Raw genomic sequence first — 24,675 nt, 5'->3', positions numbered from 1 at the left:
GGCGGATGTCAATCTGCCGGCGATTCCGAGGAAGTTCTTTTCGCCTACTGCCACGATACTCACCGTTAAATCCCGTTGAACTCTTCAGGCCACAAGATGTCTGATGATCCAGCCGCATCTGGATAATAGTGCGGACTGTTGGGATTGTATACGTTCCTGGCTGTGCACCGGTCCCGGTCGTCGTTGGCGTAGTCGTACCGGCTGTCGTTGGTGTCGGTCCAGGACATGACCCGGCCACGGTTGTCGTAGGAGAACCGGAGCGGGAGTCCTGACGAGTTGATGACTTCGGTGAGGTGGCCGTCGGTGTAGCGGTAGCGGAGGACTTCTTGGTCCGTACCGTCGGGAGCGGCCTCTGCGAGATGGAGTGCGGTGATCCGGCTCACGCTCGTGGTGAGCCTCAGGTTCCAGCCGCGTCCAGAGCCCCGTGCCGGCCCACCTCAACGACCAGCGGGCGCTGGAACAGGCGATCCATGCCTACGCCCCCGATGTCCTCGCCATGCCGCGGCCCTTCGTCTCTCGCGCCGAAGGTGACCCGGCACGCTGGAGCGCTCTGCAGCACCAGGCTCACCCCATCTTCTTCAGCATCAATTTGCCTGGTCAGTGACCATGTTTGCGATGAGCGCGAGCAGCACATCGGCCCGAGGACGGTCCTCGTGCTGGGCGTGCAGGTCCTGGTCGGCGGCCCGGAGCCGGGCCAGGGCGGCCGGTTCGCCGTCCATCACGTCGTCGATCACCGGCTCGGTGATCAGATCCAGGCACTCGGTGAGCAATCGACGGGTGGCCGGGGACGGCGGGTTGGGGGCGGGGTCCGCGAACACCTGGCTCAGGTAGCGCGCCGGATCCGTAAGGCTCCAACCGACGACGATGCCGCGCTGGACGAGGAGGGACACGTCGGGTGCAATACCGACGCGGGCCTCCAGCGGCTCGTCGAGGACGTCGAGGTCACGCAGAGCGGTCAGCACGGTGTCCCCAGGAGCGCGGCACAGCACCTCGCACGCCTCCAGCCGGAAGTCCCGGACCTCGTCCGCGCGGAGCCCGCCCGGGCGTACCGCGGGCAGGACGGAAACGCGGGCAGAGTCCTCGGCGGATGCGGACACTCCCGGCAGCTGAAATTCGGCACCGGTCAGCTTCCGGCTGTCCGAGTCAAACCGGAGGACGTCGGGCGTGTCCCACAGCCACTCCTGGCTGCCGAATGTCGCCGCGAGGAACCGCTCACGTTCCTTCACATCCACGTAGTTCGCGATGTCCACGGAGTTACCCGAGAAGCGGGGGGTGATTGGCAGAAGATCCCCTAGCACCGTCGCGTGCCAGTCGTTGTCGAAGGTCAGTCTCATAGTCGGTGCTACCTCATTTGATCCACGGGGCGGGGGGCATGAATCCGTCCTTGCCCGGAATTCTTCCCCCCACGATGTCCTCATGGGTGATCGGCGCACCAGGGTCCGTAGCCTTGCCGCCCAGCGCCGTCGCGCCGGACTCGCCCTTGATGCCCGACGGTCCGTACACCGTGATGGCCTGGCCGGACTGGGAGCCGGCCCCATGAGCCACGACGACGTCCTCGCCCTGCCGGAAGATGAGCTTTCCAGCGGATCCCGCCGAGTGATACACCGCGTCCGGGTTCTTCAGGATCTCCAGGACCCGTTCGTCGGAGAAACCATGCATATCGTCCCCGTGGTACTTGGGATGCTTGCGGAACGCACCGTCCTGTGCCCTGTCGATGACGCCGTCCGCGGCCTTGATGGCCCGTTCCCTGGCCTTTTCCCTGGCCTGCTGAGCCTTCTCCTCCTTTGTGTACTTGGGCATCAGGCCAAGCGGGTCGCACCCCACGTAAGGGTTGTCCACGTATCCGAGAGGATTCGGTGCGGGAGCCAGGCCCAGCGGGTCCGGTGAGATGTAGCGGCCGGTCTCGGGGTCGTAATGGCGGAAGCAGTTGTAGTGGAGCCCGCTCTCGGGGTCGTAGTACTGGCCCGGAAACCGGAGCGGTGTGTAAGCGCTGCTGCCGCGGGCCCAGGCCGTGGTGCCCCACAGAGTGCTGCGGCTACGCCAGGTGATGGCGCCCGACTCGTCGATCAGCTCGGTCGGCGTGCCGATGAGATCGGTGGCGATGGCGAAGAACCGGCGGTCGATCTCCTCCTGGCGGCCATCGGCCGTGAGGATGCGCTCGGTCTGGGCCAGCGGGACGACGTCCCGGTGGTCCCAGGTGAGGGCAACCGTGTTCTGGCCGTCCGGTCGGTGACTGGTCTCTTCGCAAAGGGTGAGGCCGTCCCAGGCAAAACGGACCTCTTCGGCCACGGTCTCGCCGTCAGCGGCTATGCGCTGCTTCGCGGTGCGGCGCCCGAGTGGGTCGTAGCGGTAGCGCCACCGAGTTCCGTCAGGGGTAGTGATGGACGTGAGGCGGTTTTCCGCGTCCCACTCATAGAGCCAGTTGTCGGGCTTGCGGGACAGGCGGGTCTTCTGTCGCAGGGTGACTCGGCCGAGGGCATCATGCTCGAAACGGACACCACCGGCACGGGTGATGCTGGTGCCGTGATAGGCGCGCGGTCCGGTGGCCTCGCTGCCCGGGTGCCGATCCGGCCAGGACGCAGAGGTCTGGTTGCCCGCGTCGTCATACGCGTACCGCTCGGTCCAACCCGGGGCGTGGACGGCGGTGGCCCGGCCCATACCGTCGAGATCAAAGGTGCGGGTGCCCGACAACCCGTCCACGACGGAGAGCAGATGGCCGTCGGCGCGGTAGGAGTACGCACGGCTGTTCACAGCACGGTTTCCGGCGGTGATCCGCTGCCCTGCGAGCCGGCCGGCCGCGTCCCACGCAGAAGTCACGGTGAGCACTTCACCGAAGGTGCGGGCGAGCTCGCGGCCGGCCGCGTCGTGGGCGAAGTCGACCCGCCGGCCGCCGGTAGTCAGCCGCTCCGGCAGTCCATCGGCGCCGTAGGAGTACGAGGTGACATGACCGGTCGGCGTGGTGCGGCGGATTCGGCGGCCCAGGTCGTCGTAGGCATAGACGAGGGGCCGGCCGTCGACCAACTCGGTCTTGACCCGTCCGCAGCGGTCGTATCGGTACCGCAGTTCGCTCTCCGGACCGAGCGCCTCCACGAGGCGGCCCGCCGGATCGTACGTGTACGTCGTCACCCGGCCGTCGACGTCCTTGCGGACCACCTGGCCAAGCTGGTCGCGCTCGAAAGAGACGGTCCCGCCGAGTGCGTCGACCCGCTCGGCAAGCTGGCCCGCGGCGTCCACGCGGTAGGTGAGGGTGCGACCGTCGAAGTCGGTCTCGGTGGCGATGCCACCGACCGCGTCGTAGCCGTACGTCCAGGTCAGGCCCTGCGGGCCGGTAACCCGGGTGAGGTTCAGGTCGTGGTCGTGCTCAAACTCGTAGCGCGCGCCGTCGGGCCGTGTGCTGGCGAGCGGGAGGTCGAAGTGGGTGTACTCGTAGCGGGAGACGGCACCCATGGCGTCGGTGTGGGTGAGGCAGTTGCCCTCTCCGTCGTACGTCCAGGACTGTGTGGTGCCGTCCGCGTCGGTGCGACGGGACAGCCTGCCTTCCACGGTCCATTCGAGGCGGGTGACGGCGCCGAGCGAGTCGGTCAGGGTGACCGGGCGGCCGAACGCGTCCCGGATGAGACGAGTCTTGGCGCCGAGTGGGCCGGCTACCTCGAGCGGCAAACCGGCCGCGTCGCTGCGGATGTGGGTCGTGTTGCCGAGCGCGTCAGTCACGGAGGTCACGTGGCCGGAAGCGTTGAAGGTGGTGCGTGTCACGGCGCCGGACGGGTCGGTGACCGCTACACGGTTGCCTCGCTCGTCGTACTCCTGGCGGACCACGGTCCGGTCCGTGTTGGTGACGCGGACCGGCAGCCGGAGGTCGTTGTACTGTGCGGATGTCTCCCGGCCGTCCGGGCGTACCACGGTGGTCAGCTGGCCTGACTCGTCGTATTCGAAGCGGTTGGTGCGGCCGAGTGGGTCTGAGCGGGACAGCAGGCGGTTGTAGCGGTCGCGTTCGAAGTGGGTGGTCGCGCCCAGAGGATCGGTCTCGGTGACTACCTGGTGTCTGTCGTTGATGATGTAGCGGTGGACGGCTCCGGTGCTGCTGGTGACGGTGGTGACGCGCATCCCGCTCTCGGGATCGGTGCCGTTGTAGTCCAGGCGCAGTGACATGTGGCCTGCGGCGCCGCCTTCGGCTGTGCACCGGTCCCGGTCGTCGTAGGTGTAGTCGTACCGGCTGTCGTTGGTGTCGGTCCAGGACGTGACTCGGCCACGGTCGTCGTAGGCGAACCGGAGTGGAAGTCCTGATGAGTTGATGACTTCGGTGAGGTGGCCGTCGGTGTAGCGGTAGCGGAGGATTTCCTGGTCGGTACCGTCGGGAGCGGCCCCTGCGAGGTGGAGTGCGGTGATCCGGCTCTCGCTCGTGGTGAGCTTCAGGTGATAGCCGGCGCAGTGGATGATGCCTGCGGGTGCCCCGGTCTCGTCGTACTCGAACTGGATCCAGTTGCCGTTACGGTCGTCGATCTGCACCAGAAGCGCGAGGTCCGCGGTGCGCGGGCTGAAGTGCCGTATTCGGCCGCTGTCCGGATCGGAGACCGTGTACTGCCCCTCCGTATCCAGATCGAGTGGCCAGCGCGGGCCATGGCTCGGCATGACCGGCACGCCCGGCGAGGGGTGCGGATAGGACAGCAGCAGACCGTCCTCGCATACGAAGACGATGCCCTGGGAGTCGATCTCCAGTCGTTGGTCGGCCGTGGAGGACCATGAAGGACCGAACCACCGCCCCGCGCGGTAGTCGGAAGCGACCCGGCGGCGGAAGACCAGCGGGAGCGCCCCCGGCAGCACGATGTCCGTCTGCGGCAGGTACATCGTTCCAGTGGCCAGATCGACCGGGTCCGTGGGGTCCTTCTCCACTCCCTTGTCGGGCTTCGACGATTTCGCCGGATCCTCGACACCCTTGCGGGCAGCACTCTCCGCCCCATCTTTCAGCCCGTGGCGAGCGAGGCCCTTGAGAACGCCGCCGCCCTTGGTGCCGACCAGTTCGGGGATCAGTCGCCCGAGGAATTCGGAGGGGTCGCCCTTGGCGGCGTCCCAGGCGTTCTTGAGTGCCCGGTCGGGGTTGGCGGCGGTGGAGACGAGGCCGGAGAGCGTCATGTTGACGCCTTTGTAGTACTCGGCCGGGTGCGTCAGGTTGTAGGCGTCTGTCGGGTTGACCGAGCGGACGAAGTTCACCAGCCCCGCGGTGCCCTTGATGACACCGCCACCGAAGTGGGCCAGCTCGATGCCCTGGCCCACGCCGTAGTCGACGAGCTCCTGCTTGGCCCGGTCCAGGCCGGTGGGCTCCTTCGGAGCATGGGCCATGGCGGCGGTAACCGCCGCCTTGGCCGCCTCGGCAGCCTCGTTACGCGCCCGCCGGGCACCTTCCAGGATCTCTTGTGCGTGCTGCCGCTTGACCGTGCCCGGATCGGAGAACTCCCCCGGATGCGGCAGCGGATGATCGGTGTTGCGGACCGCGTCGTAGGCTGCCGCCTTCTTCCGGAACGCGGCAGCGGCCGTCTCGTAGTCCTGCTTGCCCTCCTTGTAGAGAGCGATCGCCTCACGCGCCTTGCCCTGCGCGCTGGTGACCGTCCCGGCGTACGTCTCCAACGCCGAGGCCGCGTCCTCGAACGCAGCCGCCGCCCGCACCCAGTCGGTGGGCAGCGTCTGGAACTTCTCCCGGAACGTATCGGCGGCCACACCCTTCCAGTGACCGGAATCGAGGCGTTTCATCCCACCGCCCACGAGATCGAACGCCTTCTGGAAGTCCCGCAGGTCCTTCACCGCCGCGGCGATCTTCTCCGGCCTGCCATGAATCAGCTCGTTCGCATCCTCACTCTGCCCGAGCTGCTGCTCCCCGACCTCCGCACCCAGCGAGGACGCGGTCTCATCACCCCAGTCCTCGACCGAGTCCGCCCACGAGTCGGCACCGACCCTCTCCAGACCCGAGCCGACGAAATCGGTGCCCTTGTCGATCCCCGTACCTACGAGCTCCTTGCCCTTGTCGACCAGATCACCGGCCCCGTCGTACAGGTCCCCGCCGAGCTTCCCCCAGTCCACCATCAGCGACTCTCCCCCCACCGCGGCTGCTCAGCCTGATCGATCGTCTCCTGCGACGGATCGAGCTGCTCCTTGAGCCGTTCATCCGCCGCCGCCCGCACCCCCGGGTCGATCAGCCCACTGCGCTCCATGGAATCGAGTGCGGAGTCCTCCACGTCGTAGGCGGTGTCCTGCCAGTTCTGCTTCACCTCGCCGTGGGCCTCGGTCATCGACTCCGCGCTGTAGTCCGGACTGTCGTACGCGGACTGACGGCTGACCGTGTCCCAGCTCATCGCCTTGACCTCGTCCTCGGACAGGTGCGGATTACCGTTCACGGAGTTCACACCGACCTTGAACGAGTCCTTGACGTACTGCTCCTGCTCCGCGAAAGAGCCCGCCGACAACCCGACTCCGAGCGCGAAACCGTTCCCCTTCTGCGTCAGGGCCCGCACACCCCACTCCCAGCGGTCACAGAACGTCCGAAACTCCGCCGCCAGCCCGCTGTGCCCCAACTCCAGCCCCGACAAGGCGAGATCCGAGAACCCCCGGCCGGTGGACGCCTCGCCGATCATGCCGAGGTCCTTCAACTCGGCATGCGCGAGGTTGATCCCCTTCGCGATCGCGGCCAGCGCCTCCGGCGGCACATCAAGATCAGGACTCTCCCCGCTCACCGCGTCCCCCCGACATCCACCGCCCGACCGCGTCCGGCACGATCCCCGCCACCGGCGGGAACAACATCCCGCCGTCCTCACTGCCCGCATCCAACGCCACCCCCGCAGGGCCCGGCAGCAACGGCACCATCACATCCAGCAACCTGGCACCCAGCACCGTCCGGTACGTCCACTCACGCCCGGCGTCCCCACGAGCGAACGCAAACCTGGCGAGCGCCTCCTCGTCCGAGAACGCAACAATCCAGCGCACGTCGTTCTGCTCCGCCGACCACAGATCACCATTCGCATCCAGCGGCACCAGCACCGCCGTACGCCGGAACTCACCCAGCAACACAGCAAACTCATGCCGAGCCGCCGCCGCCGGATCGTCTGTCGCTGCCATGGCAGGGACCGGCGCGGGCGCTTCACGTGGTGCCGGTGGCGCCTCGGTCGCTGGCCAGTCCGCCAAGTCAGCGATCTTCGAACGCCGGACAGGCTTTGTTACGTCATCCCCGTTATCGAACACCCGTCGAATGCTGCCACGGCACGCTTCTCAGGAGCAACGCATGAAAGTGGCCGGCCAGTCGTCGAGTGGAGCGTCGCGCGCCGGGCCGGGGCGCGGACCGGGGCCGGCAGCGAGGGGTGCCCTGTCTCCCGGTGACCTGAGTCGCGCTTCACCATTGCGGTCGCTGAAACCGCTCACGCCTCACTCAAAAGGGATGATGTGTGTGGCTGCTGCCTTCCCCCCGGCTCGAGCGGCTCAGCCCAGCTGACTGATGAACGTGCGCCAGGCGTCGGGGCTGAAGCCGATGGCCGGGCCGGTGGGGCGCTTGCTGTCGCGGACGGGGATGAGGTGGGGGAGGTTGGCGGCGACCTCGACGCACTCGTTGTTGCCGCCGCTGTACGTGCTGCTGCGCCACCTCGCGCCCGACAGGTCCGGCAGGTCGCGGTGTGCGCTTTTCATGGTCTGTGCTCCTTGGCCCTGCTATGGATGAGGGCGCGGGACTCCGTCGGCGAGAGCGCGGATGTGCGCGCGGCGTCGAACAGGTCTTGGTAGCGGGAGACATCGGCCTCTCGCTCCAGCCACATGGAGCCGGACGGGTTGTCCGCCAGCACCACGTCGAGCGCCCCTTCCTCGGGAAATCCCAGCACCACGTACGGGCCGAACATACTCGCATGCGCCCCACGGGAAAACGGCAGCACCTGCACCGTGACATTGGGGTTCTCCGAGCTGGCCAGTACATGCTCAAGTTGCGCGCTCATGACCGCCGCGCCACCAACTTGCTGAAGCAGTACCGCTTCCGAGAGGACGGCCCAGAGATGCAACGGCGCATGGTCCGCCAGGCGTTCCTGCCGGGCAAGACGCACGTGGACGAACTTGTCGATCTCGTCCGCTGTCTGCCACTGGCGCGAAGCCACGGTGACGGCCCGGATGTATTCGGGGGTCTGGAGCAGCCCTGGGATCAGTTGCGCCTGGAAGGTACGGACAGAACCCGCCATCGCCTCCAGGGCGATGTAGTCCCGGTACGTATCGGCGAGGACCGAGCCGTACTGGTTCCACCATCCTTCCCTGCGCCTGCGGTTGGCCTTACGGGCAAGCACGCTCAGGCGGTCACGGACTTCCTGGTCGGACACCTTGTACGCGTGCAACATCGCGGTCAGATCGGGCAGTCGCACCGCGACGCGGCCGTTCTCGATCCGGCTGATCTTGCCCTTGGTGCAGTCGAGTGCCTCGGCCGACTGGGCCGTCGTCAGTCCGGCTGCCTCTCGCATTCGGCGTAGTTCATCCCCGAGTTGGCGGCCAAGGACGGTTGATGGAGTCGTGGTGATGGGCTTCGCGGGCATGTGAACACCTTTAGCAAAGTGGCGGCTCCCAGGGGTGAGGTTACTCGAAAGAGCGAAAAACGGCATGATGCCCGTCGGCAACGTTGCAGATTGATGTGTGATTCGTTCACTCTGCTGGTGATGAGGAAGCTGCGTCGAGCGACGCGAACTCCCCTACCCGCATGGGATCCAGTCGAGAATCGATCTTCTTGGAGCTGCTGTGGCTACATCGGACGAAGTGAACTTCAGGCTCCCCCGCTGCCACGGCAGCGTCCCCAGGGCGCGGACCGTTCTGAGGGCCAAGCTCGGTGAGTGGCGGGCCGGTCAGGGCACGCTGGCGGATGGCGAGTTGGTGCTCTCAGAGTTGGTGACCAACGCCCTGCGGGTCCCCGCGCCCGGCGACCGGATGGTCGGCGTACGCATCGTGTGCACGGGGAAGGGCGAACGCCTCCGCCTGGAAGTGAGCGACGCGGGGGCGGGTCGGCCAGAGGTGCAGCGGGCCGGTGAGCTGGACGCAACCGGGCGGGGGCTCCTGCTTGTGGAGGCCCTGGCCCATCGCTGGGGTGTCGACGAGCGCCCGGCCGGGATCGGCAAGACCGTCTGGGCGGAGCTGCTGGCCCCCGGCGTCGATCCCGCGCCGCCGGACCTGAAGATCGCGGCGGTCACCGTCCGCCCCGGCCAGTGCGTACGCGTGTGGGGTGCCTGGCGCACGGTCCGAACGGTCCGGAGTGAGCGGTACGCGTCGGGAGGGCTCGCCGTCATCATCGCCCTCGACGACGGCGGTCCGGCCCTGCGCCTCGATGCGGCGGAACCGGTGACCGTACGGACTGGGGGGCCGGTGGCCGCGTCGTGAGGGGCTTGTGGAAGAGGTTCCGCCGCCGCAGGGCGCGCAGTGCCGGGCCGCGCTTCACCGGCACCTTGGTGCTGATGATCGATGGCCGACCGATCGTGGTCAGCCGGGCCGGTGAGCCCGTACCCATGGCGCCACCGCCACCGCCACCGCCGCCACCACCTCCGCCGCCGCCACCTCCGTCACCCCCGAAGGTGCTGCGCGTCGGACGCGGCTCGCTCCGGGGCCGTATCCGAATCGCCGCGAACTTCGACGACCCGCCCGCCACCATCGCCGAAGCCTTCGGGGTGCGCTGATGAGACTTCTCCTGGACACCCGGGTCGTCATGTGGTGGCTGGACGACTCGCGGGAACTGTCCCCGCAGGTCAAGGAGCTGCTGGACACCGAGCCGGGTGTGTACGTCAGTGCCGTATCGGCGTGGGAGATCACGATCAGGCAGTACCTCGGGACGTGCGAAGGCCCGGGCGAACTGGCCGAGCAGGTGCGTGACGTCCCGTTCGCGACGGTGCCGGTCACCGCTGCGCACGGGGTGCGGGCCGGACGGCTGCCGATGGTGCACACCGACCCCTTCGACCGGATGCTGATCGCACAGGCGCAGGCCGAAGGGATGGTGCTGGTCACCCGGAACGAGTGGATCCCGCAGTACGACGTACAGGTCATACCGGTCTGACCCGCGGTCAGGCGCTCCCCGACCTCCCGCTTGCGGAGCGGGCGGAGCGTATTCCGCTACGAAGACTCCGCGAAGGGGTGCGAGGCGTGCGGGCTGTACGGCGGTACCTTCGGGCCAGGTGTGTTCTCGAAGGCGGGCAAGGGGTCGGCTGTGCTGTACATCGCGTTTCTGCGTGGCCTGAACGTTCCCGGTAGTAGCGGTTCTACCCGGCTTTGGCGGGGGTTCGGCGGCGGTAGTAAGCGATCGCAAGAGCGATGGTGATGGGTCCCCATGCGGCGATGGGGGTGACGCACACCGTCGCAAGCTTCTGCCAGGCGTCGTTGGTGTATTCGACGGTGTCAATGATGCCGTACAGAGCGAGTCTGTGACCGTTGCCGATCGGAAGGGTGGTGAACAGAAGGCTGAGGATGAGGCCGCCGAGGACGGCGGGGACGATGGCCGCCATCGGCCGGACGCGTCTGCCGCCGATGATGGGGATCCAGGCGGGCGCCACCTCCCCCCAACCCCGGACCAGCCCGATGGTCAAGATCGCAATCACTTCCGAGAGCACGCTCAGTCCGAGGACGTACGGGATGCTCACCCAATAGGTCGGCATGCTGGCCTCCTGAACCTGCCCCATATCGAAGTGCAGGGCGAAGGGCAGACGCCACAGGCACGACGGCAGCAGAAGCAGCGGAAGCGCGTAGGCCAGGCGCATCGCCCAGCGGGGCACCGGCCGCTCGGTGTCAGTGACGGACGGGGGCTTGTGGAGAATCTTCAGCGCCATGGCTCCGATCGTCCTGGAGCAGGCAGATTGTGAAGTCATCCACTCGGGCCGAACCTCTACCCCGTGCGGAGGAGACTGAACCGGGCCGTATCCTCCGCACGGGGTAGGCATTCAGTTCCGGCCAAGGAAGGTTCCCCTGACTTCAACTCAGTTTTCCAGCAATCGGCTTCAGGCATCACATCCATACCCGAACATCGACAAGCAGCAGCTCAGGACACGAAATCTCACTGGAGTATTAGAGGTTGTCTCACGTGGCAAGTTCCGCGAGCTTCTTGAGTAGCTCAGGGCCGTGGCCAGGCTCCGGCTCTGCCGGTCGTTGCGGTCCACGTACGGGATCTTGAGGCCATGAGTAGCCCATGGCAGGCTCATGCCGCATGATCGATGAATTCGCGAGGGACAACCTGCACGGGAGACTGCGGCGGGACCGCAAGGCGCTGCTCTGGAAACTCGACGGCTTGTCCGAATACGACGCCCGCCGGCCTTTGACAGTGACCGGGACCAACCTCCTCGGCCTGGTCAAACACGTGGCCAGCGTCGAGGCCAGGTACTTTGGCGAGGTCTTCGACAGGCCGTCCCCGGAACCGCTGCCCCGCTGGCAGGACCACGACGGCAGCGATCTGTGGGCAGCTGAGGACGAGGCGCGCGAGCAGATCATCGAGTCCTACCGGCGCACGTGGGAACACTCAGACGCGACGATCGGCGAGCTTGCCCTCGATGCCCCCGGCCACGTGCCGTGGTGGCCAGAGCCTTATCCCAACACGAACCTGTTCGCCATCCTGGTCCACGTCCTCGGCGAGACCAACCGGCATGCCGGGCACGCCGACATCCTGCGCGAAGGCGTCGACGGCCGAACCGGGATGCGCCCCGAACACGAGAGGCAGATTGATGAGGACGCCCGCACCGCCTACTGCGCGAAGATCGAGCAGGCCGCCAGATCGGCCGCATGAGTCAAGGCATAGAAGGCTGTCCCACGCGCCTTGATGTTCGAGCGGCATGATGTCGGCCGTGAGTGCTGATCTGTCGAAGCGTCTGGTTCCTGATGAACTCTGGGTCGCCCCGTTACTGCCGTCGTTCGCGGCTCGACCGCAAGGTGGCGGGACCGCTCCGCGTGACGAGCGGGCCGTGTTCACCGCAGTGGTGTACGTGCTGACCAGCGGCTGTGCCTGCCGGCATCTGCCGCCAACGTTCGGCACGTCCTCGGCCACCGCGCATCGCCGCGTCACGGCATGGACCGAGGTCGGCCTGTGGCGTCGGCTGTATCGGGCGGTGCCGGACGAACTCGGGGTCCGGGGCAAGGTGGACTGGACCTCGGCGATCGTCGACGCGGCCTCCGTTCGCGCCAAAAGAGGGGATCGCTGACGGGGCCGAACCCGGTCGATCGCGGCAAGAAGGGCACCAAGCTGCACATGCTGTCCGATGCCCAGGGCATCCCGCTCACCGTCGCCGTGTCAGGTGCGAACATGCACGACAGTCTCATCCTCAAGCCGCTCATCCTCGGCATCCACGCCGTCCGATCCCGCCGGGGACCACGGCGGCGCCGGCCCGTCAAACTCCGTGCGGACAAGGCGTACTTCTCCGCCGAACACCTCAGCTGGCTGCGCGAGCGTGGGCTGGTCGCGCGCATCGCGCGGCCAGGCATCGAGTCCGACGAACGCCTTGGTCGGCACCGTTGGAAGATCGAGCGGTCGATCGCTTGGCTCTTCGGCTACCGCCGCCTGACCATCCGGTACGAACGAAAAGGCTCCTCGCCTTCCTCGGCCTGGCCGCTGCCCTGACCTGCTACAAGAAGCTCGCGAAACTTGCCACGTGAGACGCCCTATTAGTCCAAGGCGACGTTCCCTCTGAAGTTAAACCCTTTACAGGCGAGCGGACGCTGAAGAACATCCGGCGAAATGCCAAACAAGCAGCGAAATGCAGCCAAGAAAGTACGGGACCGAAGGTGGTCCGAGAATGTCTGTGGTCACCTTTCCGGGTTCCGTAGCACTCGACCCCTGACCCCTGCGCGGATTTGAGCCCTGTGGTGGCATTCTGCATGAAACCTTCCTCGACTTAAAAGGAGGTGCATCGAATTTAGTTGATTCCATAACTCCATAGGCTGACACTCCACAGGTCTCCATGCGCAACTGAACGTCCACGCTTTTCATGATTGTTGTTCACGGTGATCGAAACGTTTGTGGCGCCTGCTCGGTACTCAATAAAATCATCTTGCTCCGTGACTGTGAGCGGTGGGGAGTCCTTGAAATGTGAAAGCGCACCCTGCAGCTCACGCCAAGTGGCGTACTGCGGGAAGTTAACCCCCGTGGATTTCTGCCATTCTTCCGCCATCTCGTATCCCGAGGCCAGTCTATGCAGTCTGATCGATGCACCAGACATGACCCACTCCGTTCCGGGGTTGAAAGAGAACTCAACGAACCCGTAGTCCCGACGCATCGAGAGGCCCGACCTGCTGACTTCATCGATGAAGTCGCAGTTGATCGCCTGGTCCACCTCGCCAAGGGTGGAGCCGATTCCGAGTCCGTGGAGACGCCCTGACCTGATGAGAAGAGTGAGAAATTTGATTGCGTTCACGGCCAATTCTCCAGCTTGTCGATGAGTGCTTGCATTTCGGGTGAGCGATTTTCTATGTTGCCCCAGTTGTGCTCATCCATATGCTGCTTGGCCGACTTGGTCTTCGCCAGCAGCCGTGCACGGAGCTTCGGGTCTTCGTTGATTGCGTCCACGGCCTGCCGGACGCTTTTGTCTGATGCCCACCCGGTCTTGAGCCTGATGGGCTTCCCGACTATGCTCCCTTTATCGTCCACATAGACGTGTACCTCGTACTCAGGCCCCTTTTTTGGTGTGAGGGGATCTGGCCGAGCAGGTGCGTGACGTCCCGTTCGCGACTGTGCCTGTCACCGCTGCGCACGGGGTGCGGGCCGGCAGGCTGCCGATGGTGCACACCGACCCCTTCGACCGGATGCTGATCGCACAGGCGCAGGCCGAAGGGATGGTGCTGGTCACCCGGAACGAGTGGATCCCGCAGTACGACGTACCGGTCATGCCGGTCTGACCCGCGGTCAGGCGCTACCCGACCTCCCGCTTGCGGAACGGATGGAGCGTCTTCCGCTACGAAGACTCCACGAAGGAGTGTGAGGCGTGCGGGCTGTACGGCGGTACCTTCGGGCCAGGTGTGTTTCCGAAGGCGGGCAAGGGGTCGGGTGTGCTGTACATCGCGTTTCTGCGTGGCCTGAACGTTCCCGGCCGTTCGGTGAAGATGGAGGATCTGCGCGAGCTGTTCACCGAGATGGGCTTCGCGTCCGTCCGTAGCTACATCCAGACCGGGAACGTCTTCTTCGAATCGGAGGAGGAAGACCGGGAGGTGCTGGGCGCGACCATTCGCCGGGGCCTGGGCGAGGCCCTCGGGTTCGAGGTGGCCGTCTGTCTGCGTACGGTTCCCGAGCTGGAGGCGCTGGTCGCGCTCGACCCGTTCAAGGACGTCACGGTCACCGAGGACATGCGCTGTTGTGTCGTGTTCACGACCGAGCGCATCGACCCGGGGCTGGAACTGCCGCTGATGTCGCCCAAGAAGGACATCGAGATCGTCAGCACCCAGCCGTACGAGGCGTTCGTCGTCTGGCATCTGACCGGCGGCAGGGCGCCAGCCGCCAAGGGCTTCCAGGAACGGGTTCTCGGCAAGGACGCGACGGTCCGGTTCTTCCATACCGTCGGGAAGATCCTCGCCGCGGCGAAGAAGGGCTGACGCCGGACTCAGCCGGCGCGTGGTGCCCCGCCCACGAACGCGGCCAGGCGCTGCATGCCGGGAGCACAGGCGCGGTGCAGTTCCTCGGTCTGCTGGGGGGAGAGCGTGGCGGAGGCTCCGGTACGGCCCGTGTCCACCCGGTCCGCGACCCGGGTCGCCCAGGCCGCCGGTTCCGGGATGCCGGCGAACCGGCCGAAGCGGGTGAGTTCCGGGACCGGGTCGGCCACGATCCGGTCGTAGGAGATGTGGAGCAGCCGGTCCCCAGGGATGCCGGCGAGGTGTTTGACCGCGCCGGTGCTGTACGACCACATCGTCCCGAACCGCTCCAGCGGGAGCTCGGCGGTCGCGAGCGCCGAGGCGTCCAGGGTGTCCGGCGCGAACGCGCGCAGGTCGTCGGGGAGTTGCCGGGGGTGATCCGGGTCGTGGACCGCGTACGGGTCCACCCCCAGGATCTTGCGCATCTCCCTGATCTTCACCGCCAGGCGGAAGATGGGGTGGCGGCTCATCGACACCGCGCAGTCGGGGCCGTGCCGGTACATGTGGACGAAGCGGGCCTCGGGGAAGTAGGTGAGGAGATCGGGCAGGAAGCGCTGTGCGGCACCCGAGCGCTCGATCACGACCTCGCGGCCGGCGAGCGAGGCCCACCAGGTGAAGAGGCGGAGGTACTGGCGGGGGAGCGGGGCCACCGGCCAGCCGGTCACCTCGTCCCGGATGCGGTCCAGCAGCGCGTCCGGGTCGTCGGTGAGCGGGGGCAGTGTCATCACCGACAGAGCGGGCACGTCTCCGGCGGCATAGCGGCCCGAGCCGAGCGGGTAACGGTACTCGGGGACCGTCACACCCTTGCGCATCAGTGTGTTCGGCTTCAGACGAGGTGCGCTGAGCAGATTCCAGAACGCCGGGCCGTCGAGCTCCCCGGCCGAGAAACCCCAGGGGTCCAGACAGGCGAAGAACTCGCTGAGGCTGAGGACCCCGCGGTGTTCGTTCACGAGGTCCGAGAGCATGGTGGAGCCGCAACGGCCGGTGCCCAGGACGATGGTGAGTGGCGCCACCTTCGTGATCCTTCCGTCGGCGGAGACTGTTACGCGCGCAAGGAGATCGTGATTCCACTTCCTCTCCCCGGTCTCTTCGCCGGCTCTATCGAGGAAGTTCCCCTGAACCCGTGACGGTTGACCGAATTGGGCGTTGACTGGCCCTCGCGCCGTCCTTAGTGTTCCAGGCGATTCGCCATGGGCGTGCATTCGGCCAATGAGTAATTGGCCGGAATCGCCGAGATCGGCCGGTGAGGCGCAACGAACTCTTCGGCGGTGTGATCCAGCCATTCGACGGTGACCGCAGGCCACAGGGGCCGACCCGAGGGAAGGAGTCCGATGGTGAATCAGACGTCACAGTCCAGCGAATCCAGCGAATCCAGCGTTTCCAACCAGTCCGGTGAGTCCATAGCGTGTTCCAAGGACGATGACGGTGTACTGCTCGCGGAATTCACGGGAGCGCATGAGCAGAACCCCTTCAGCCGGGCCCGGATGCGGGAACTCACCGCGCTGATGCGTGACGTCGACGCGGATGACAAGGTGCGGTGCGTCCTGCTGTACGGCGGGCCGGGGCGCTCCTTCGGCGTCGGCGGCGACTTCAACGAGGTCTCCATGTTCACCGGCGGCGACGAGGTGAACGGCTGGATCGACGACATCACCGACCTGTACGCGACGATCGCGGGGATCTCCAAGCCGGTCGTCGCCGCGATCGACGGCTACGCCATCGGGGTCGGCCTCCAGATCGCCCTGTGCTGCGACTACCGGGTGGGCAGCGAGAACGCCCGGCTCGTGATGCCGGAGCTGAAGGTGGGCATCGCCTGCAACTTCGGCGGATTCATGCTGCGGTACACCGTCGGCACCACCGTCATGCAGCGCATGCTCTACACCTGCGAGGAGTGGCCCGCCCAGCGGGCCCTCGCCGACGGCCTGCTCCACGAGGTGCGGCCGGTGGAGAACACGCTGGGCCGCGCGCTGGAACTGTCGCGCACCCTGGCGCGCTACACCCCGGAGGCGGTGCAGGGCACCCGGCCGCGGGTCAACGCACCGTTCGTGGAGGGGCTGGAGCGGCTCCGCGCCGAGGCCAAGGACTCGCACCGCAAGGCGTTCGCCGCGGGCGAGGCGCAGGTACGGATGCGCCGCATCATCGGACAGAGCTGACCGGGTGGTCCGGGGGCCGGATGCCCCGGCCCCCGGACCAGTGCCTCAGCGCGTCACCGTACGGCGGAAGTCGTCGAAGCGGGTCTCCACCCGCCAGCCCAGCCGCTGGTAGAGGGCGAGCGCGGGAGCGTTGGCGGTGTCCACGGTCAGGACCATCGCCGTACGGCCCCGGCTCCGTGACGCGTGCATCACCGACAGCAGCAGCAGACTTCCCAGGCCCCGCTGCCGGGCATGCGGCGCGACACCGATCTGCCGTACGTACGCCGCGTCGCGGCTTTCCAGCATGCGGTCGGTGATGTTGGCGAAGCCGACGGCCGTGCCGTCCACCTCCAGGAGCGCGCACTGCGCCGGAGCGACGCCCGGGTCAGTGCGCCACCACTCCAGCCAGGTGTCGAACCCGTCCTCGCTCTTGCCCGCCTCCTCGGCGGCGTACGCCGTGTTCTTCACCGCGTGGAAGGTGCGGAAGTCCCGCTCGCCGTCGAGGTGGCGGACCACCGCACCCGGCACGTCGGGTGGCTGCGGGAGCGCGTCGTCCAGCGTGACCGCCATGCGGTAGTACGGGTGCGGGGAGCCGTAACCGCGGCTGTGCAGTGCGGCGCGGGCGGCCTGCTCGCCCTCCGAGACGAAGCAGGACAGCTCCCCCTCGCCCCCGGCCGGCTGTTCGCCGCAGCGGCGCTCGGCGAACTCAAGGAGTCTCGCCCCGTCGTCGGCGGTGGCGTCAGGGCCGAGCACCAGCTCCACCGTCCACCCCGCGATCCCCGACGCGCTGCTCAGCCACACCGCGCCCACGGGCCTGCCGTCGGCGCCAGGCAACAGCCGGGCGTCCCTCCGGGCGTCCAGACCCGGGGCGGTCAGCCGGCCGGTGATCCAGGCCCGTGTCGTCTCCTCCCGGCCCAGCGCGGCGAGGTCACGCTCGCGGGCGAGCCGCCAGACCGTCTCCGTGTGGGCGTCCGGATCGAGGGGGACCAGGCCGGGCGCACCGCGGTCCCCGGGGGCGGGAGCCGTCATCGGGCCGCGCCCGCGCCGCCCTCGTCCTGCCGTGGGCCCTTGTCCCGCCGGGGGAGCGAGTAGACGTAACTGACCGCCCGGCGCTCGTCCTCGGTGCGGTTGGGGGCCGAGGTGTGCGCGGTGAAACCGCCGAACAGCACCGCGGAACCGGCACGCCGGGGGAGTGTGACCGGGGTCAGTTCCGGCCAGAGCTTTTTGATGTCGAGCGTGGGTTCACGCGGCGAGGCGAAGAGGTCGTCCTGGTTGATGCCGTCCGGCTTGTACGCGATCCGCTCGCGGTGCGAGCCGGGCAGGAACTGGAGGCAGCCGTTGTCCTCGCGGGCGTCGTCCACCGCGATCCAGATGGTGTAGACGTCCTCGTACTTCTCGTAGAACTCCTCCTTGAGGAAGAGGGCGTCCTGGTGCCAGGGCTTCTCCGAGCCGACCTCGGAGGGCTTCGCCCACAGGAAGGTGTTGTAGAAGTCGCCCGCGACACCGTGCAGCGGGCGGACCAGACCCTCGTTGAGGTTGATCAGCTCCGGGACGGCGGCCAGTTCGGGCGAGTGCTCGTGGGCCATGCCCACGACGCGTACCTTGCCCGGGATGCACTCCTTGCCGGCGGCGCGCGCGGCCCATCCGCCGCCCTCGCCGTCCGACTCCAGCTGCCATCCGAAGGTGCTGTAGCGCATGTCCTCGGTCCGCCGGATGAGATCCGAGCAGCCGCGGCGCATCAGATCGAGGGCTGGTTCGGGCACCAGGTCGTCGAGCTGGATGACACCGCGCTCCTCCAGTTCGCCGGAGAGGTCTGCGATCGACTGGCGCAGGGGCATCGGCTCCACCTTTCTGTACGCGCAAGGGCGTGCGGCGTCAAGAACTCTGTGTGTGACTCGACTATGTGCAAGCCCCCGGCGCACCGGCAACGGAACGGCCGCGGACGCTTCGGGGCAGGGCCCAAATGGCATAGGGCGTACGGGGCTTCGTCGCCCCTAGAGTGGGTGGACTGCTGACCGGGAGCTGGAGGATTCGCATGGCGGGAGCGGGGTCCGTGTCGGCCGTGATCGTGGACTGGGGCGGCGTACTGACGCAGTCGTTCAACGAGGCGATCGAGGTGTGGGCCGCCGCCGAGGACGTCGCCGCCGCGGAGTTCGACGCGGTACTGGGTCGGTTGCTGGGGCCCGACGCGGTGCCGGACGGCGGACCCAACCCCTTCCACCGGGTCGAGCGGGGCGAGCTGTCCGTGGCGGACTTCGAGTCCGTGCTGGCCGCGCTCCTGCGGCGCACCGACGGGACGCCGGTACCGGCGGGGGGCCTGGTGCAGCGCATGTTCGCGCCCTTCGCCATGGACCCGGTCATGACCGGGCTGCTGCGCCGGGTGCGCGCTGCCGGGGTCCCCGTGGCGCTGCTTTCCAACTCCTGGGGCCACCGCTACGACCGCGAGGGCTGGGACGGGCTGTTCGACGCGGTGGTGATCTCCTGCGAGGTGGGGATGCGCAAGCCGGAGCCGGAGATCTTCCGGCACACAGCCCGCCTGCTGGGCCGCGGCCCCGAGGAGTGCGTGTTCGTGGACGACCTGGGCCGTAACGTGCGCGCCGCCTCGGCCCTGGGCATGGCCACCGTCCACCACCGCACGGCGGCGGAGACCACGGCCGCCCTCACCTCCCTGCTGAGCGCTCTCCGCGACGACCCGGTCCCTAGGTCCTGTCTGGAGTTCCCCCGCGGCGTCGCGGCGTCCGGCACCGCCGCCTCCGGCGTTGTCGTCAGTCGCGAGGGCTCCGCCATCGCTCCCTCCTCCGCCTTGGATTCGACGGCACCGGACGCCGCTCCTTCTCCCGCGCTGGAACTCCAGACAGGACCTAGCGGGCGGGCGAGGTCACCGAGGCGCTGACGGAGTTGCTGCGCTCCTCGGCGCAGGCGGCGGTCCGGGAAGGGGTTTCCGGGGGCGCGACGGGTGCGCCGATGGGGGAAGCGGCCGGGACGCCGGCCGACTGCGCCGCCGCGATCTGCCGCATACGGCCGACCAGTTCGTCGAGCCGGCTCTCGGCCGGCCCCGTACAGTCCAGCAGCCTGCGGGCGGCGGCGGACAGCGACGTACCGCGTGCGGTGCTGTAGACCAGCGGCAGCCCGCAGCCCTTCTCCAGCCGGTGGATGCGCCGGGTCAGCGCGGGCTGGGTGACCAGGAGGGTGGCGGCTGCCCGGTTCAGGCTGCCGATCCGGTCGATGACCCGGAGCAGATGCAGGTGCTCCGCCTCGAAGGGGTTGTCCGAGTCCGGTCCGGTCCAGTGGAGTTCGGACAGCAGGACGGGCAGCGGCCCGCGGGCCCCCGGCGAGGACGCGCCGGCCTCGGGTCTGGCCCGTAACGGACGCCCCGGCCCCTCGGCGAGCGGGGGGAAGGAGGCGGAGGCGGCGTACACGGGATTGCGCTTCGCCGCGCGCTGCGCGTAGCCGTACCGCAGCCAGGCGCACAGCTCGTGGGCGAGGGGCAGCGGGACGACGAGCGGGTCCACCGCCATCGTCAGCCGCCGGACCAGCCGCTGGCGCAACGGGCGCAGCACCAGGCTCGGTTCGTGCTCCGGCTCCGGGGAGAGGGGGGAGACGAGCGCGACGCCGTAGCCGCGGCCGACCAGCTCCAGGGCCGCGTTCTGGGAGCGGACGGTGAAGCTGACGCGGGGAGCGGGGGACAGGAGGGAGAAGGCCCACCCCTGGTCGTCGCACGCGTCGCCGCCCACCGTGGCCACCCACTCGGCGTCGGCCAGGTCGTGCAGATCGAGCGTCTCCTGCCGGGCGAGCGGATGGTCCCGGGGCAGCGCCACCCACTGGGGCTCGTCCACGACGTTGCGCACCAGCGCCTCGCTGCGCCGCAGCCCCGGCCTGCGGGTGGTCTCCCAGCCGCAGGCGGCGTCGACCGCGTACCGCTCGAACCGCTGCCAGACATCACGGCTGTCACCCGGAACGACGTCGAACACGGCTTCGGGGAAACGGTCCGCCAGGTCACGGGCCATGCCGTACGCCCGTTCCGTGCCCACCGCGAACTGCACGACCGGCAGCCGCTCCCGCGAATCGGTGCGGTGGTGCGAGGTGGCCATCGCGAAGTCGATCGCGCCCACCAGCCGCCGTCCCGCGTTCAGCAGGGCGTGCCCGGCCTCGGTGAGCTCGGTCCCGGTGGAACTGCGCGACACGAGCGGAGTGCGCAGCCGCCGCTCCAGCTTGATCAGGCGGCGGCTCGCCGACGACTGCGTCATCCGGCCGCCCCGCTCCACCGCGTGCAGGCTCCCGTGGTCGGAGACCGCTTGCAGCAAGGCCACATCCGAACGCCGAAGATCGAACATCCAGCACCCCTCCACCGTCGGACCGCGAACTCCAGCCGTCGCGGCAGGAGGGGCGGTACGGGCCTCGTGTGACGTACGTCTCGCCACCGTAAGGCCGTTCGAGTGCTCGCAGGGCCGCCGTCAGGTAGTTGGCCGGATCGGGCGGGTGACCTGTCCGGAGCTGATCGGACCTTCCGCCTCCGGCTGCCCGGCCGTACGAGGGAAGGCCAGGGCCGCGGCGATGCCGGCGGCGGCCAGGACGGTGGCCCCCACGAAGACAGCCGTGTACGAGGAGACGGCCGGATACCCACCGGTGCTCGTCGTCACGGCCAGCACCATGAAACTGACCTGCACCCCGAACGAGCCCCCGAGGTTGCGGAGCACGCTGTTGATGCCGACAGTCACCCCCGTCGAACCACTCGGTGAGGCCAGCGTCAGCAGCTCGGCCATGGCGCCGCCCAGCAGCCCGGTGCCCAGCCCGGTCAGTGCCGTGCCCAGCGCCAGGCCGGCGGCCGTGCCCGTCATGAGGCCGAACACGGCGGGGGAGGCGGCGAACAGCACGGTGCTCGTGATCATCACCGCCCGCGCCGTCATCCGGCCGGACTGCCGGAGCCAGCCCGAAAGCAGCCCGCCGGTCACGGCGGCGACCTGCATCGGCAGCATCACCAGCACGGTGAGCGCGCCGTCGGCGGACAGCCCGTAGCCCGTGGAGCGGGGGGCGTCGGCGAGAACCGGGGCCAGGATGCCGGTCTGAAACATCACCAGACCGGTCAGCAGACTCACCACGTTGAGGGTCCAGATCGGCCGCCGCCCGAGCAGCCGGGTGTCGATCGCGGGCTGCGCGGAGCGCCTCTCCACCTGGACGAGCAGCACACAGCCCGCCGCCCCGGCCAGCAGCAGCAGCGCCCCGGTGGCCGAGCCGATCCCCTCCCTGCCGTACTGGCTGAGGGCCAGCAGCAGACAGGCACTCACCGCGCTGAGCAGCAGGAGACCGGGAATGTCCACCCGGGTCCCGGCCCTGCGCGGGGTCTCGGGCAGCACCGCGAGGCCCGCCAGCAGCAGGACGACCGCCAGCACGCCCGCCGTGACGAACAGCCCCCGGAAGGCGGCGGCCCCGTCACCGAAGACACCGACCAGCAGGATGCCGATGCCGCCGCCCGTCCCGAAGGCCGCGGACAGCACCCCGGAGGGCCCCGCCAGCGACCGCCCCGGGAACCCCTCCCGCAGGAGGCCGATGGCGAGCGGGAAGAGCCCGGCCGCGACGCCCTGCACCAGCCGGGCGACGAGCAGGACGGTGAACGACTGGGCGGCGGCGGCCACGACGGCCGCCACCGCCACGACGGCGAGCACGGCGACGAGCACCACCCGGCGGCCGTAGAGGTCGCCCAGGCGCCCCACCACCGGGGTGGCGACACAGCCGACCAGCAGATGGCCGGAGACGATCCACGCCGCGTCGGTGCCGGAGACCCCGAAGGCGTGCTGGATCTGCGGCAGCAGGGTGGCGACACCGAGCTGGAGCAGGGAGAAGAGCCCGCAGGCCCCCGCGAGCACGCCCAGGGCCGCACGCCGGGTGCCGGCCGGCGTGCGGCCCGGAGCCTTCCTCACCGCAGTTCGCCGGCCACTGGTTCCGCGGACGTCACCTCGGCGGACTCGAAGCGGTGGCAGTAGTGGCCCATGCGGGAGACGGGGTAACTGGTGCCGATCGCCGCCATGGTGAACGCCTTGAGGTCACCGGCCACCGGCTTGTAGCGCCCGTTCGCGCCGAAGCTCCGGTCGCCGTAGCCGACCCGCACCCGGCGCGGCTCCAGGGCCCCGCCGGTGAAGTAGCCCGGCCAGTCGTGGGCGTACTCCGCGGACTTGCCCTCGTCCGGGGAGTAGTCCGGCCGGAGCATGATGTCCCGCTGGAACCGCAGCACGTCGTCCAGCCTGGCGTCCTGGTCCGGGTTCAGGCCCAGCGTGCCCAGGTACTCCCGCAGCTCGGCGTGGAAGCGGTCGAAGTCCCTGGCGACGCGGAGCCAGCCCCAGTTGTCGATCGTCCAGCCCCGGCGCTTGCCGTACGGGGCCAGGTCGGCGGCCATGTCGGGCTGGCTGGCGACCAGGTTGGCCAGCGGCAGCGTGGGGACGTCGATGTAGTCGTGGTAGAGGCTGCGCATCCGCAGGTACAGGGCGCCCAGCACGCTCTCGGGGCGGCTGCTGAAGTACTTCTGCAGCCCCTCGTAGAAGCGGGTGTAACCGATCTCGTGCTCCTGCCGCAGGAAGATCGACAGGTAGCGGGTGTAGCAGCCGTTGTGCAGGAACTGCACGGACTGGATGAAACTGAAGCACTCGACCCAGTCGGCGCGCGGCATGGCGTTGGTCTCCATGACCATCTGCATGGTCTCCGCCTCGTCGTCGGGTGTGCCCTCGCGCTCCACGTACATCCGCTTCGGGACCGTGCGCAGCCCGTACTTGGCGATCTTCTCCGGGGTGTTCAGCGGCGCGTTGGGGAGGATGGCCAGCTCGTAGACCCTCAGGTCCTCGTGGTTGCCCGCCTCCAGCAGCGAGCCGATGCCGTCGCGGAACGAGCGCGCGGTCTCCAGGGGCAGCCCCAGGATCAGCTCGGTGTAGGTGTGGATGTTCTCCCCGGCGTACCGCTGCTGGAGCTTGCGGTAGTTGTCCAGACCGATGTTCTTGCGGTCGATGGCCTCCAGGACGTCCATGTCTGTGCTCTGCATCGACAGGGTGGTGCCCATCAGCAGGTCGGCGTCGTGCCAGGTCTTGCTGATGTCGAAGACCCGGTCGTTGGAGTTCTTGGCGAAGTTGACCCGGACCTGCCTCGGGGCCCCCAGTTCGGCCCGTGCCTCCGCCAGCGCGTGCGCGATCTCCAGGTCGCGCGGCATGATGCCGAAGTTGGCGTCACAGATGAACAGGTCCTCCACGTCATGGCGGGCGAACCAGTCGATCTCGTCCTGCAGGCGTTCGTCCTCGAACTTGCGCAGGGTGCTCATCGTCGCCGAGCCCCAGTCGCAGAACGAGCAGGAGTACGGGCAGCCGCGGTTGGTCTCCCACAGGGCGTAGAAGCGCAGCCCCCGCTTCCGGCAGGTGGCCACGGCCCCGTCCATCACGCCCAGCAGGTAGGGACTCGGCGTGTCGATCAGACGCGGCAGCCGTACGGCCTTCGGCCCGGCGACCGCCGCCCCTTCCCGGCGAACCGTCACGCCGGGCACCGTCGTGTAGTCCGGACTCGCGGTCAGGCGCTCCGCGAGCAGCCCCCGGAACGCCACCTCTCCCTCGCCGTGCGCCAGGACGTCCACGTACGGATGCCGTTCGAAGAAGTCCCCCGGCCGGTCGGGGACGTGCGGCCCGCCGGCCACCACCAGCACGTTCGGGTAGCGCTCCTTGACCAGCTTCGCCACCTTCATCTGGCGGCGGAAGTTCCACACGTAGCAGGACAGGGCCAGGACGTCGGGCTCGACGATGCCGTCCGCCATCTCCCGGACCGGAGCGACCAGGAAGACGGGCTCCTGGAAGTCGTAGGCGGAGGCGATGTTCTCGTCCTGCTCCGCGTAGGTGCGCAGCAGTCCGGCCACCAGGGGCAGGAAGGGGAACGCGTTGAGGCCGACGAAGTACACCTTGCGGCCGCGGCGGGGGAGTTCGGCGGACATGCT

At 68.4% G+C, this 24,675-nt stretch carries 22 protein-coding genes and 3 pseudogenes; 9 read left to right on the top strand and 16 right to left on the bottom strand.

From position 1 onward, the window contains the following. Nucleotides 1-158 precede the first annotated feature (158 nt). From F0344_RS10210 to F0344_RS10180, 7 genes and pseudogenes are all read right to left on the bottom strand, one after another. Nucleotides 159-410 (bottom strand): annotated as a pseudogene (locus F0344_RS10210) (hypothetical protein); the annotation flags it as partial. A gap of 174 nt (nt 411-584) precedes the next feature. Next, nucleotides 585-1,334: a hypothetical protein gene (locus F0344_RS10205; RefSeq protein ID WP_185298481.1), complete on the bottom strand. Its 750-nt coding sequence runs from the start codon at nt 1,332-1,334 to the stop codon at nt 585-587. Between the two features lie 13 nt (nt 1,335-1,347). Then, nucleotides 1,348-6,075, bottom strand: a complete 4,728-nt coding sequence (locus F0344_RS10200) for a putative T7SS-secreted protein (RefSeq protein WP_185298480.1) — start codon at nt 6,073-6,075, stop codon at nt 1,348-1,350. Continuing rightward, complete coding sequence (locus F0344_RS10195) at nt 6,075-6,722, bottom strand: hypothetical protein (RefSeq protein WP_185298479.1); 648 nt, start codon at nt 6,720-6,722, stop codon at nt 6,075-6,077. The genes F0344_RS10200 and F0344_RS10195 overlap by 1 nt, the downstream gene beginning before the upstream one ends. Then, complete coding sequence (locus F0344_RS10190) at nt 6,703-7,104, bottom strand: SseB family protein (protein WP_374940078.1); 402 nt, start codon at nt 7,102-7,104, stop codon at nt 6,703-6,705. The genes F0344_RS10195 and F0344_RS10190 overlap by 20 nt, the downstream gene beginning before the upstream one ends. Nucleotides 7,105-7,461: 357 nt before the next feature. Then, entirely contained in the window at nt 7,462-7,665 is a 204-nt protein-coding gene (locus F0344_RS10185) for a DUF397 domain-containing protein (protein ID WP_185298477.1), read from the bottom strand. After that, complete coding sequence (locus F0344_RS10180) at nt 7,662-8,546, bottom strand: helix-turn-helix domain-containing protein (RefSeq protein WP_185298476.1); 885 nt, start codon at nt 8,544-8,546, stop codon at nt 7,662-7,664. The genes F0344_RS10185 and F0344_RS10180 overlap by 4 nt, the downstream gene beginning before the upstream one ends. Before the next feature lie 199 nt (nt 8,547-8,745). On the opposite strand from F0344_RS10180, the gene F0344_RS10175 reads away from it, so the two are divergent. The 3 genes from F0344_RS10175 (at nt 8,746) to F0344_RS10165 (ending at nt 10,045) form a co-directional block, all read left to right on the top strand. Continuing rightward, entirely contained in the window at nt 8,746-9,378 is a 633-nt protein-coding gene (locus F0344_RS10175) for an ATP-binding protein (RefSeq protein WP_185298475.1), read from the top strand. Between the two features lie 74 nt (nt 9,379-9,452). Then, nucleotides 9,453-9,671 (top strand): hypothetical protein, encoded by a 219-nt coding sequence (locus tag F0344_RS35635; protein WP_258049827.1) that lies wholly within the window; start codon nt 9,453-9,455, stop codon nt 9,669-9,671. Then, nucleotides 9,671-10,045 carry a type II toxin-antitoxin system VapC family toxin gene (locus F0344_RS10165; RefSeq protein WP_185298474.1) on the top strand — a complete coding sequence of 125 codons (375 nt, stop codon included), beginning with the start codon at nt 9,671-9,673 and terminating at the stop codon, nt 10,043-10,045. Before F0344_RS35635 ends, F0344_RS10165 begins: the two co-directional genes overlap by 1 nt. A gap of 202 nt (nt 10,046-10,247) precedes the next feature. Here the strand turns inward: F0344_RS10165 and F0344_RS10160 are convergent, their stop codons facing one another. Continuing rightward, the gene (locus F0344_RS10160; RefSeq protein WP_185298473.1) at nt 10,248-10,811 is read right to left on the bottom strand and encodes a hypothetical protein; all 564 of its coding nucleotides are present in this window, start codon (nt 10,809-10,811) and stop codon (nt 10,248-10,250) included. Nucleotides 10,812-11,185: 374 nt separating this feature from the next. Here F0344_RS10160 and F0344_RS10155 point away from each other — a divergent pair, with 374 nt between their 5' ends. Together F0344_RS10155 and F0344_RS10150 are read left to right on the top strand one after the other, a co-directional pair. Continuing rightward, the gene (locus F0344_RS10155) at nt 11,186-11,758 is read left to right on the top strand and encodes a DinB family protein (protein WP_185298472.1); all 573 of its coding nucleotides are present in this window, start codon (nt 11,186-11,188) and stop codon (nt 11,756-11,758) included. A 58-nt stretch (nt 11,759-11,816) separates the two neighbouring features. Beyond that, nucleotides 11,817-12,621: pseudogene (locus tag F0344_RS10150) on the top strand (IS5 family transposase). 260 nt (nt 12,622-12,881) lie between these two features. Here the strand turns inward: F0344_RS10150 and F0344_RS10145 are convergent. Beyond that, a complete protein-coding gene (locus tag F0344_RS10145) occupies nt 12,882-13,298 on the bottom strand; it encodes a hypothetical protein (protein ID WP_185298471.1) in 417 nt (138 codons plus the stop codon). Between the two features lie 77 nt (nt 13,299-13,375). Continuing rightward, entirely contained in the window at nt 13,376-13,531 is a 156-nt protein-coding gene (locus tag F0344_RS10140) for a hypothetical protein (RefSeq protein WP_185298470.1), read from the bottom strand. Between the two features lie 122 nt (nt 13,532-13,653). Here F0344_RS10140 and F0344_RS10135 point away from each other — a divergent pair. Both F0344_RS10135 and F0344_RS10130 read left to right on the top strand, forming a co-directional pair. Beyond that, nucleotides 13,654-13,860 (top strand): annotated as a pseudogene (locus tag F0344_RS10135) (type II toxin-antitoxin system VapC family toxin); the annotation flags it as partial. A 150-nt stretch (nt 13,861-14,010) separates the two neighbouring features. Then, the gene (locus tag F0344_RS10130) at nt 14,011-14,550 is read left to right on the top strand and encodes a DUF1697 domain-containing protein (RefSeq protein WP_185298469.1); all 540 of its coding nucleotides are present in this window, start codon (nt 14,011-14,013) and stop codon (nt 14,548-14,550) included. A gap of 8 nt (nt 14,551-14,558) precedes the next feature. Here F0344_RS10130 and F0344_RS10125 read toward each other — a convergent pair whose 3' ends face one another. Further along, nucleotides 14,559-15,599 (bottom strand): sulfotransferase, encoded by a 1,041-nt coding sequence (locus F0344_RS10125; protein WP_258049826.1) that lies wholly within the window; start codon nt 15,597-15,599, stop codon nt 14,559-14,561. Between the two features lie 318 nt (nt 15,600-15,917). Here F0344_RS10125 and F0344_RS10120 point away from each other — a divergent pair, with 318 nt between their 5' ends. Next, a complete protein-coding gene (locus tag F0344_RS10120) occupies nt 15,918-16,736 on the top strand; it encodes an enoyl-CoA hydratase/isomerase family protein (RefSeq protein ID WP_185298468.1) in 819 nt (272 codons plus the stop codon). A gap of 45 nt (nt 16,737-16,781) precedes the next feature. On the opposite strand, the gene F0344_RS10115 is transcribed toward F0344_RS10120, so the two are convergent. Together F0344_RS10115 and F0344_RS10110 are read right to left on the bottom strand one after the other, a co-directional pair. Then, nucleotides 16,782-17,744, bottom strand: a complete 963-nt coding sequence (locus F0344_RS10115; protein ID WP_185298467.1) for a GNAT family N-acetyltransferase — start codon at nt 17,742-17,744, stop codon at nt 16,782-16,784. Next, entirely contained in the window at nt 17,741-18,553 is an 813-nt protein-coding gene (locus F0344_RS10110) for a phytanoyl-CoA dioxygenase family protein (protein WP_185298466.1), read from the bottom strand. The genes F0344_RS10115 and F0344_RS10110 overlap by 4 nt, the downstream gene beginning before the upstream one ends. Before the next feature lie 197 nt (nt 18,554-18,750). Between F0344_RS10110 and F0344_RS10105 the strand changes: the two genes are divergently transcribed. Continuing rightward, nucleotides 18,751-19,608, top strand: a complete 858-nt coding sequence (locus F0344_RS10105) for an HAD family hydrolase (RefSeq protein ID WP_185298465.1) — start codon at nt 18,751-18,753, stop codon at nt 19,606-19,608. Here F0344_RS10105 and F0344_RS10100 read toward each other — a convergent pair. From F0344_RS10100 to F0344_RS10090, 3 genes are all read right to left on the bottom strand, one after another. Continuing rightward, on the bottom strand, nt 19,577-21,049 hold the full coding sequence (locus tag F0344_RS10100) for a LysR family transcriptional regulator (RefSeq protein WP_185298464.1): 1,473 nt from the start codon (nt 21,047-21,049) through the stop codon (nt 19,577-19,579). The genes F0344_RS10105 and F0344_RS10100 overlap by 32 nt on opposite strands. A 120-nt stretch (nt 21,050-21,169) precedes the next feature. Further along, nucleotides 21,170-22,633: an MFS transporter gene (locus F0344_RS10095; RefSeq protein WP_185298463.1), complete on the bottom strand. Its 1,464-nt coding sequence runs from the start codon at nt 22,631-22,633 to the stop codon at nt 21,170-21,172. Further along, a complete protein-coding gene (locus F0344_RS10090; protein WP_185302604.1) occupies nt 22,630-24,672 on the bottom strand; it encodes a B12-binding domain-containing radical SAM protein in 2,043 nt (680 codons plus the stop codon). The genes F0344_RS10095 and F0344_RS10090 overlap by 4 nt, the downstream gene beginning before the upstream one ends. Nucleotides 24,673-24,675 lie beyond the last annotated feature (3 nt).

This window comes from Streptomyces finlayi (genome assembly GCF_014216315.1).
Taxonomy (GTDB): domain Bacteria; phylum Actinomycetota; class Actinomycetes; order Streptomycetales; family Streptomycetaceae; genus Streptomyces; species Streptomyces finlayi_A.
The sequence above is the reverse complement of the archived record's forward strand: the minus strand, read 5'-3'. Positions and strand labels throughout refer to the sequence as shown.

Coding starts and splice junctions, on each gene's coding strand:
- F0344_RS10205 (WP_185298481.1), bottom strand. CDS start 1,334: ATGAGACTGACCTTCGACAACGACTGGCACGCGACGGTGCTAGGGGAT.
- F0344_RS10200 (WP_185298480.1), bottom strand. CDS start 6,075: ATGGTGGACTGGGGGAAGCTCGGCGGGGACCTGTACGACGGGGCCGGT.
- F0344_RS10190 (WP_374940078.1), bottom strand. CDS start 7,104: ATGGCAGCGACAGACGATCCGGCGGCGGCGGCTCGGCATGAGTTTGCT.
- F0344_RS10185 (WP_185298477.1), bottom strand. CDS start 7,665: ATGAAAAGCGCACACCGCGACCTGCCGGACCTGTCGGGCGCGAGGTGG.
- F0344_RS10180 (WP_185298476.1), bottom strand. CDS start 8,546: ATGCCCGCGAAGCCCATCACCACGACTCCATCAACCGTCCTTGGCCGC.
- F0344_RS35635 (WP_258049827.1), top strand. CDS start 9,453: ATGATCGATGGCCGACCGATCGTGGTCAGCCGGGCCGGTGAGCCCGTA.
- F0344_RS10165 (WP_185298474.1), top strand. CDS start 9,671: ATGAGACTTCTCCTGGACACCCGGGTCGTCATGTGGTGGCTGGACGAC.
- F0344_RS10160 (WP_185298473.1), bottom strand. CDS start 10,811: ATGGCGCTGAAGATTCTCCACAAGCCCCCGTCCGTCACTGACACCGAG.
- F0344_RS10155 (WP_185298472.1), top strand. CDS start 11,186: ATGATCGATGAATTCGCGAGGGACAACCTGCACGGGAGACTGCGGCGG.
- F0344_RS10120 (WP_185298468.1), top strand. CDS start 15,918: ATGGTGAATCAGACGTCACAGTCCAGCGAATCCAGCGAATCCAGCGTT.
- F0344_RS10115 (WP_185298467.1), bottom strand. CDS start 17,744: ATGACGGCTCCCGCCCCCGGGGACCGCGGTGCGCCCGGCCTGGTCCCC.
- F0344_RS10110 (WP_185298466.1), bottom strand. CDS start 18,553: ATGCCCCTGCGCCAGTCGATCGCAGACCTCTCCGGCGAACTGGAGGAG.
- F0344_RS10105 (WP_185298465.1), top strand. CDS start 18,751: ATGGCGGGAGCGGGGTCCGTGTCGGCCGTGATCGTGGACTGGGGCGGC.
- F0344_RS10100 (WP_185298464.1), bottom strand. CDS start 21,049: ATGTTCGATCTTCGGCGTTCGGATGTGGCCTTGCTGCAAGCGGTCTCC.
- F0344_RS10090 (WP_185302604.1), bottom strand. CDS start 24,672: ATGTCCGCCGAACTCCCCCGCCGCGGCCGCAAGGTGTACTTCGTCGGC.